This window comes from Komagataeibacter sp. SM21 (assembly GCF_041402665.1).
GTDB classification, from domain to species: domain Bacteria; phylum Pseudomonadota; class Alphaproteobacteria; order Acetobacterales; family Acetobacteraceae; genus Komagataeibacter; species Komagataeibacter saccharivorans.
Map to the genome: position 1 here is coordinate 87,347 of NZ_JBGLOV010000013.1, position 6,267 is coordinate 93,613.

Sequence of the window (6,267 nt, forward strand, 5' to 3'; positions counted from 1 at the left end):
CGCATCCGGTTGGTACTTGCCGCCCAAAGGTGCTTTCTGGAGTATTTCGTTGCAGGCACGTCCGCGCGCAGTGCTGCGGAGATCATCGGCGTCAATCGCAATACAGCGACCCAGTTCTACCGCAAGCTTTGGGAAATCATTGCCGGACATAATGCTCCTGAAGAAAAGATCGAAGTCGACGAGAGCTATTTCGGCGGATACCGTAAAGACAAAAGAGCCCCGGGGCACCGCCGGAAAAGTCGCCGTCTTCGGGCTTCTCAAGCGCGGTGGTCACGTCCATGCCGTGATGATCCCCGATGCGGGAAGCGGGAAGCGGGAAGCGGGAAGCGGGAAGCGGGAAGCGGGAAGCGGGAAGCGGGAAGCCCATGTCGCTCATTCGAAGGAAAATACGTCCAGATCCAATCGTTTATTCAGACGTATGGCACGCCTACCGGACGATTGATATCTCTGGGTTCCTTCATGAAAGGATCAGCCACGCCAGGCGAAGCATCACTTACTTCACTACAATGGAAGACCACGAAAAGACTTTCATCTCTTCCTTGCTAAATGTGAGTGGCACTTCAATAACCGTTCGCTCAGGAAACGCCCGCAACCCCTCGCACAATGGGCCAGCATCCCGTTTTGGGAGACCTCACTTAATCTCCTTACCTATGCCAGCCCGAACAGTAATATAAAATAAAAACTGCATTACCAGAACAGGGAATCAGAACTCTTTATCGGACCTGACCATAAAAAAAATCCTCCAGGACACATACCTAAACGGCCACGAATCCTGAAGGATAATAAAAATGAAATATATTTATAATATAGACGCGTTATTTATTGAAAACAGCTTTTCCTCACTCCCGCTCTATTATCAATGGATAATATTTCCTATTACAAATCAGTAACTTAAAAATTAACAGTGTATGAATACAATGGAAAATACCATTTTATCTGCGATGCACCTCTTGAAACTCAATTTTGAGCGTCCGGACTCATAGGGCCTCTCCCTACGGCGTGTCGTCAGTTAAGCAGGGTTATGACTGATGCGAATTGAACGGCTGTGAGGAAGGTGGTTTCAGTTTGTCGTAGCGGGCGGCTCTGTTACACCTGTCCCTACGCCGGAGCTGTCACATTAACTAAGGTGTAATACGTAGCGTTAACGTGACAGCGCCTGTGGCGGCTCCCCCCCCCTTCGCTCCCCAGTTCTTGGGGGCCGCCCGTTTGGGCCGGGTAATAGCCCGAGGAGACTTTCATTTCAAAAATAAACGGGATAGTCTCCCGACTTTAATCATTTAGCAGGACCTTGGGCAGATCGTGTGGACACCACATAAAATTTTGCTGACCACAGAACTGTTGGAAGCAGCTCAGGTTAGGGCCGACGCCCTACCCATTTTTCAAAACTCGCATCGGAAAAAGCAGGCAAATATCGTTGGGTGCATCGGTGAAATTGTATTCGAATCCTTCCTATTGCGGAACAACATTTCTTTCGAAGACTGTCGAGATACCACAACACACGATTATTTAATTGGAGAAAAGGGCTTTTCTCTGGACCTCAAAACAAAGGATCGAACTGTAAAACCAGAGCCGTTTCACGACAACTCTGTCCCACTCTACAACCATGAACACCAAAGGCCGAGCTATTATTTTTTCGTATCTCTTGAGCGGGACCGGAGAAGTGCCATCGAAGATATCCGACGCTTCGAAGCAGCCTATCTAGTCGGAGGAATTGACATCGATACCTTGGACAGTGAGGGAAGGCGTTGGAATGCGGGAGATGTTGATCCTGACAACGGGACTAAGTTCTGGACAGCATGCCTTAACGTGAACATGGAGAAGCTGCTCACCTGTGAACAAATGCTAAAAATTTTCCGTGGAGAAGCTGTCACGTAAGCTTTTTCGCCGATGACCCCTGCCCCCTGTAGTGAGCACCTGGACCTCTGGGACAAGATATGCTAATGGTTTAGATAGGCAGCATCTAGGCGGATAAAAACAATATGGGTGAAGTGGCTACAGAGAATTTCCACCAGGAGTCTGCAGGCGGAGATCGCCTTCGGAATCCGGATGGTTCTGGCTTATATACCATGGTTGACCTCTTCGCTGGATGTGGCGGTCTGTCCATGGGGTTCGAAAACGCCAAGTTTACACCGCTGTTTGTCAGTGAGTTGAACACAGATGCGATGCAAACCTACCTCAAGAACCGCCACCACAAGCTCGGGGGCGAGATGTTCTCTAAAAACCATGCGTTGCGCTGCCATGATGCGCATGAGCTTCAGGGGAAGCGTCTTGAGCAAATGGTTTCGGACCTCAGCACTATGCCCGAAGTCGACTTTCGCTTTGACACGGGTAGTCCAGAAAGTGGTAGCGGCAGTTCCCTAGACGTCTTGGCTGGAGGCCCCCCCTGCCAAGGGTATTCTGGCATCGGCATCCGTCGGTCCTATGCTGTTGACCGCAAGGAAATTCCGTCGAATGTGCTGTACGGTCGTATGGCAAAAATCATTTGCCGCCTGCGTCCCAGAATTTTCTTGTTTGAGAACGTTCGGGGGCTGTTGAACGCAAAGTGGACACGGGAAGGTGGAGAGCCGATCTGGCCTGACGTCAAGGCTGCATTTCGGCAGATCCCTGGGTATGAAGTCCGCTGGTCTCTGGTATTTGCCAAGGATTATGGTGTCCCCCAGAACCGTCCACGAGTTCTACTTGTCGGGATCCGTAAAGACATCTTGGAAGCCTGCCCTTCACTCAAGCCTGAGGCTGATGAAGAAGATGCGGTCAAATGCGGGTTCCTTCCTGCCGGTGAACCGGGATCGTTCCCAGACCTGCAAGACTTGCTTGGTGATCTAGTAGACGAAAGCGTTGCGGAGACGCTGCGGTCTGGTCAGTTCTCATCTGGCCCTTTCGAGACAACAAGCTATCCGCGTCCGGCACGCACGCCTATCCAGAAGCACCTGCGGACGCCTCCCCTCTGGGAGCCGAATGGTCGGGTGCGGCTTACCGAGCAAGAGTACTCTAAGCACAAGTGGGCAGTAGTTGATAAGTTCGACCATATGCTTGCGAATAATGGTGAGATTCCAGTCCATTACCGGACCAGAAAGTTCTCGCAGAGGGTTCTGCCACCGTTCTGGGGAAATAAAGAGCCGAACATGACCGCGACTTCCTTGCCTGACGACTACGTGCATTACTGCCAACCTCGCATTCTAACCGTGCGTGAATGGGCCAGACTTCAATTATTCCCGGACTGGTACCGTTTTGCAGGGAAGCGCACAACCGGCGGCATCCGTCGCGCAGGGAATCCGCTCGAAGGAATTTTCGACCGGGAAGTGCCGAAGTATACTCAAATCGGGAACGCCGTTCCCGTTGGATTAGCGCAAAAAGTGGGCGATCACTTCCGAGGAATTCTGGATCAGGCGCTGGGAGCGAGATAGGCAATGCCCCTTCGTCAGCTCACCGCCATCGAGCGGCAACAGATGAAGCGCCTTACTGCCGAGTCCGTTGATATTACCCTGTTACAGCCGACATGGACCGCCTTGGATAAAGGCTACATGGACGCCACGGCTCCCGTTCGAAACTACCTCAAGGAGAACGGATTACACGACTTCGAACTCCAAGGTCGCGGTGCACGTGAGAACGGGATCAAGATCGAGGCCCTTCTTGTCAGCGAACAGGAGAAAATCAATGCTCCTGCATCCCTGTATAAGCCGAAGGCTAAGCCTACCAAGGACGGCGATCCACGAATCTGGTTTTCTAAACTGCATCATTATGCCAATCCGGATGACATGCTTGCTGTCACGGAGCACGACGGTCAGCTCGTGGTTATCAACCTCACACAGGTTGACGTGGCCCATGTGCTGGATATCCAAAGAAGCGGCCCCTTATGGGATATTCTTCAAGATATCAGTACCAAGGCGACTAGCATCGCAGACGAGCTCTTGGGTAAGCTCCGTATCATTGCAGCGGGCGGCTATGTTCCTTCAATCATGGACGAAAGAGCGGACACTGCCATCGGGCGTACCCTTGAGGCCGCGCTTGGTATTGCCATGAACGCGCGACGTGAGCCCGATTACAAGGGTATTGAGCTGAAGTCGTACCGACAAAAGCCCAAGTCCCGAGAGAACCGGAAGCAACTGTTCACGAAGGTTCCCAACTGGGAAATCAGCAAATTCAACAGCATGGAGGAGGTGCTCGACACCTTCGGATATTTCCGAAATGGCCGCGACCGTCTAAACTGTACGGTCAGCGCGGTTAACGTGAACTCGCAGGGGCTCACGTTCAAGATCGATGATAAAAACGGCATATTAAACGAGGTTTCGACCACCACGGAACATAGCGCATTTGCATCGTGGTACTTGTCAGAGTTGCGCGCCGCCCTTGAGAAAAAACACGCCGAAACATTTTGGGTTGGAGCAAAGGTTCATCACATTGATGGCCGCGAGCATTTCGAATTCATGGACGTGATACACACTAGGAAACCGATAGGCTCGCAGTTCGACATTCTCGTCGAGCAGGGTGAAATCACGATGGACCATATAATGAAGCGGCTGGATTCAGGGCGTGCCTATGAACGCGGGCCATCGTTCAAAATCAAAACCGGTTCGCTCGACTTATTGTTCCCGCCAAGTAAGATCTATGCCCTCGCATGACGAGGGAAGAGTCATCCGCCTGCGTGGCAAAAAACAAAGAATTCGAGCAAACAATACCATATCTCCCCGTCTTTTCATAGGCAATCCCCAACGAAGCCTGCCCAGACTACTGCGGGTTGCGATACCAGAACGAGAACCCCGGCTTTGCCGATTCTGTCTCGACTATCGTCCGGTCCCGGTCATTCAGTTCAGCAAGGTACTTGCCGGCCTCGTTACATAGCAGGTGGCCATCCCAGTCCGGGAGCGCTCTCACCTTGCCATTTTCGTTCACCTTGGTCCCTTCATAACGGGCTTCAGACTTGAACAAGCCAATGTCCTGCGGCTCCGTGCTCATTTCGATGATCTGCCTGTAGTACTTCTCGATCATCGCTGTACGACGCCGCGAACCACAATTTTCTGGACACTCTTGTATTATTCCCATGACGCCATGCCAAAAGATCCATCAGTCACCAGTAGCTTTCTCAATGGCTATAATAAGGCTCGAAAGCTCGCGTTGCTTAGTCAAAATCGTATCGAGCGCGACTCTCACTTCGCTCTCTGGAACAGCTTGGCCGGGCGCGTCCACAAGCCACAATTTCAAGAGACCACCCAACCGCCCAAAGTCGCCCCGCAATCGGGTGAGGGTCGAGAGGGTATCAAGGTCAATCATGCTCGGCGGTTCATAGCCAAGGGCCAGCTTCCGAAGCAGGGTGGAAACAGGAAGCCGAACCTGCCGGGCAGTCCGATTGATGTGCTCTTTTTCTTCGACTGTCACCCTGACTGGGATACATTGCCCCGATCTCGGGCCAACATTTTTTTGGCGCTTTCTCTCTGTTTCAGACAAGCGACTACCCTCCATCCAGCGTTGAGCCGCAGGCGAATAAACACGTTGCCGTATATACGGCAACCTATCTTGCTTTCAAACATCGCGCGATAATATGCGATTATACGCGAATTCAATCTTGGCCTCACGATCAAGGAGATTTTCGCATATATTCGCCTATAATTGCGTATATTGGATTATATTAGCGCATATTCGCACTTCAACAGGCAGGCTATGCTTTGGGAGTGGTTACAATGACGCCAAATAAAAGGGGTATGGCTCGCGTGAGGTTTCTCGCCTTGAAAACCGCCATCGCAGAAGAGATGGAGCAAGGGTACAACAGGTCAGATATCTTCCAAAAACATCACGATGCCCTTCAAATGAGCTACAGTCAGTTCACGCGGCACGTCAGAAAATTTATTTTGGGACTGTCCTACCAGAGCCCCAGAAAAGAGCCGCCTTCTGCCTCCTTTACAGCTTTTGAAAAACAAAACCCAAAGGCGCCTTCCAAACGCCACGCTTTCAGCCCAAGACCGCTAAACTTCCATCCGAGCCCTGATCCTGAGCTCGTTGCCTACTGGCTGTCTCCTGTGGACGATACAGAGAAATAATGAATTGCATGCCGTTTAAACGCTTTTCTCGTAGCGTTTAAACGGCCTCGTCTCTCGACCGCGCCCTATGGCGAAGAACGTCGCTGCAGACATATCCCCCGCTGAAAGGTAAGCTCCCGGCGACTGACGCCTTGCTGAATACTTCTGGCCTGGTTCAGCTATGAAGCATGAACGATTTAAGAGATAGGGACGCGGTACTACCTGCGAGTGTCGCAGGTAGTACCGCAGAGAGGCT

Annotated in this window: 7 protein-coding genes; 4 read left to right on the forward strand and 3 right to left on the reverse strand. The window is 51.6% G+C overall.

Annotated elements, in window-relative coordinates:
• Positions 1 to 136 precede the first annotated feature (136 nt).
• Positions 137 to 376 (reverse strand): hypothetical protein, encoded by a 240-nt coding sequence (locus tag ACBR42_RS12895; protein WP_371208268.1) that lies wholly within the window; start codon positions 374 to 376, stop codon positions 137 to 139.
• Between the two features lie 923 nt (positions 377 to 1,299).
• On the opposite strand from ACBR42_RS12895, the gene ACBR42_RS12900 reads away from it, so the two are divergent.
• The 3 genes from ACBR42_RS12900 (at position 1,300) to ACBR42_RS12910 (ending at position 4,619) form a co-directional block, all read left to right on the forward strand.
• Positions 1,300 to 1,875 carry a hypothetical protein gene (locus tag ACBR42_RS12900; protein WP_371208269.1) on the forward strand — a complete coding sequence of 192 codons (576 nt, stop codon included), beginning with the start codon at positions 1,300 to 1,302 and terminating at the stop codon, positions 1,873 to 1,875.
• Positions 1,876 to 1,979: 104 nt separating this feature from the next.
• Complete coding sequence (locus ACBR42_RS12905; RefSeq protein ID WP_371208270.1) at positions 1,980 to 3,404, forward strand: DNA cytosine methyltransferase; 1,425 nt, start codon at positions 1,980 to 1,982, stop codon at positions 3,402 to 3,404.
• A gap of 3 nt (positions 3,405 to 3,407) precedes the next feature.
• Positions 3,408 to 4,619 (forward strand): MvaI/BcnI family restriction endonuclease, encoded by a 1,212-nt coding sequence (locus tag ACBR42_RS12910; RefSeq protein ID WP_371208271.1) that lies wholly within the window; start codon positions 3,408 to 3,410, stop codon positions 4,617 to 4,619.
• A 106-nt stretch (positions 4,620 to 4,725) separates the two neighbouring features.
• Here the strand turns inward: ACBR42_RS12910 and ACBR42_RS12915 are convergent, their stop codons facing one another.
• Both ACBR42_RS12915 and ACBR42_RS12920 read right to left on the reverse strand, forming a co-directional pair.
• On the reverse strand, positions 4,726 to 4,986 hold the full coding sequence (locus ACBR42_RS12915) for a hypothetical protein (protein ID WP_371208272.1): 261 nt from the start codon (positions 4,984 to 4,986) through the stop codon (positions 4,726 to 4,728).
• Positions 4,987 to 5,061: 75 nt separating this feature from the next.
• Positions 5,062 to 5,442, reverse strand: coding sequence for a plasmid mobilization protein (locus tag ACBR42_RS12920; RefSeq protein WP_371208273.1), 381 nt, complete (start codon positions 5,440 to 5,442; stop codon positions 5,062 to 5,064).
• A 233-nt stretch (positions 5,443 to 5,675) separates the two neighbouring features.
• Here ACBR42_RS12920 and ACBR42_RS12925 point away from each other — a divergent pair, with 233 nt between their 5' ends.
• Positions 5,676 to 6,032 (forward strand): TraK family protein, encoded by a 357-nt coding sequence (locus ACBR42_RS12925; protein WP_371208274.1) that lies wholly within the window; start codon positions 5,676 to 5,678, stop codon positions 6,030 to 6,032.
• Positions 6,033 to 6,267: the final 235 nt, after the last annotated feature.

Excerpts from the sequence above, each read along its gene's own strand:
- ACBR42_RS12925 (WP_371208274.1), top strand. The coding sequence starts at position 5,676 with ATGACGCCAAATAAAAGGGGTATGGCTCGCGTGAGGTTTCTCGCCTTG.
- ACBR42_RS12915 (WP_371208272.1), bottom strand. The coding sequence starts at position 4,986 with ATGATCGAGAAGTACTACAGGCAGATCATCGAAATGAGCACGGAGCCG.
- ACBR42_RS12905 (WP_371208270.1), top strand. The coding sequence starts at position 1,980 with ATGGGTGAAGTGGCTACAGAGAATTTCCACCAGGAGTCTGCAGGCGGA.
- ACBR42_RS12895 (WP_371208268.1), bottom strand. The coding sequence starts at position 376 with ATGAGCGACATGGGCTTCCCGCTTCCCGCTTCCCGCTTCCCGCTTCCC.
- ACBR42_RS12910 (WP_371208271.1), top strand. The coding sequence starts at position 3,408 with ATGCCCCTTCGTCAGCTCACCGCCATCGAGCGGCAACAGATGAAGCGC.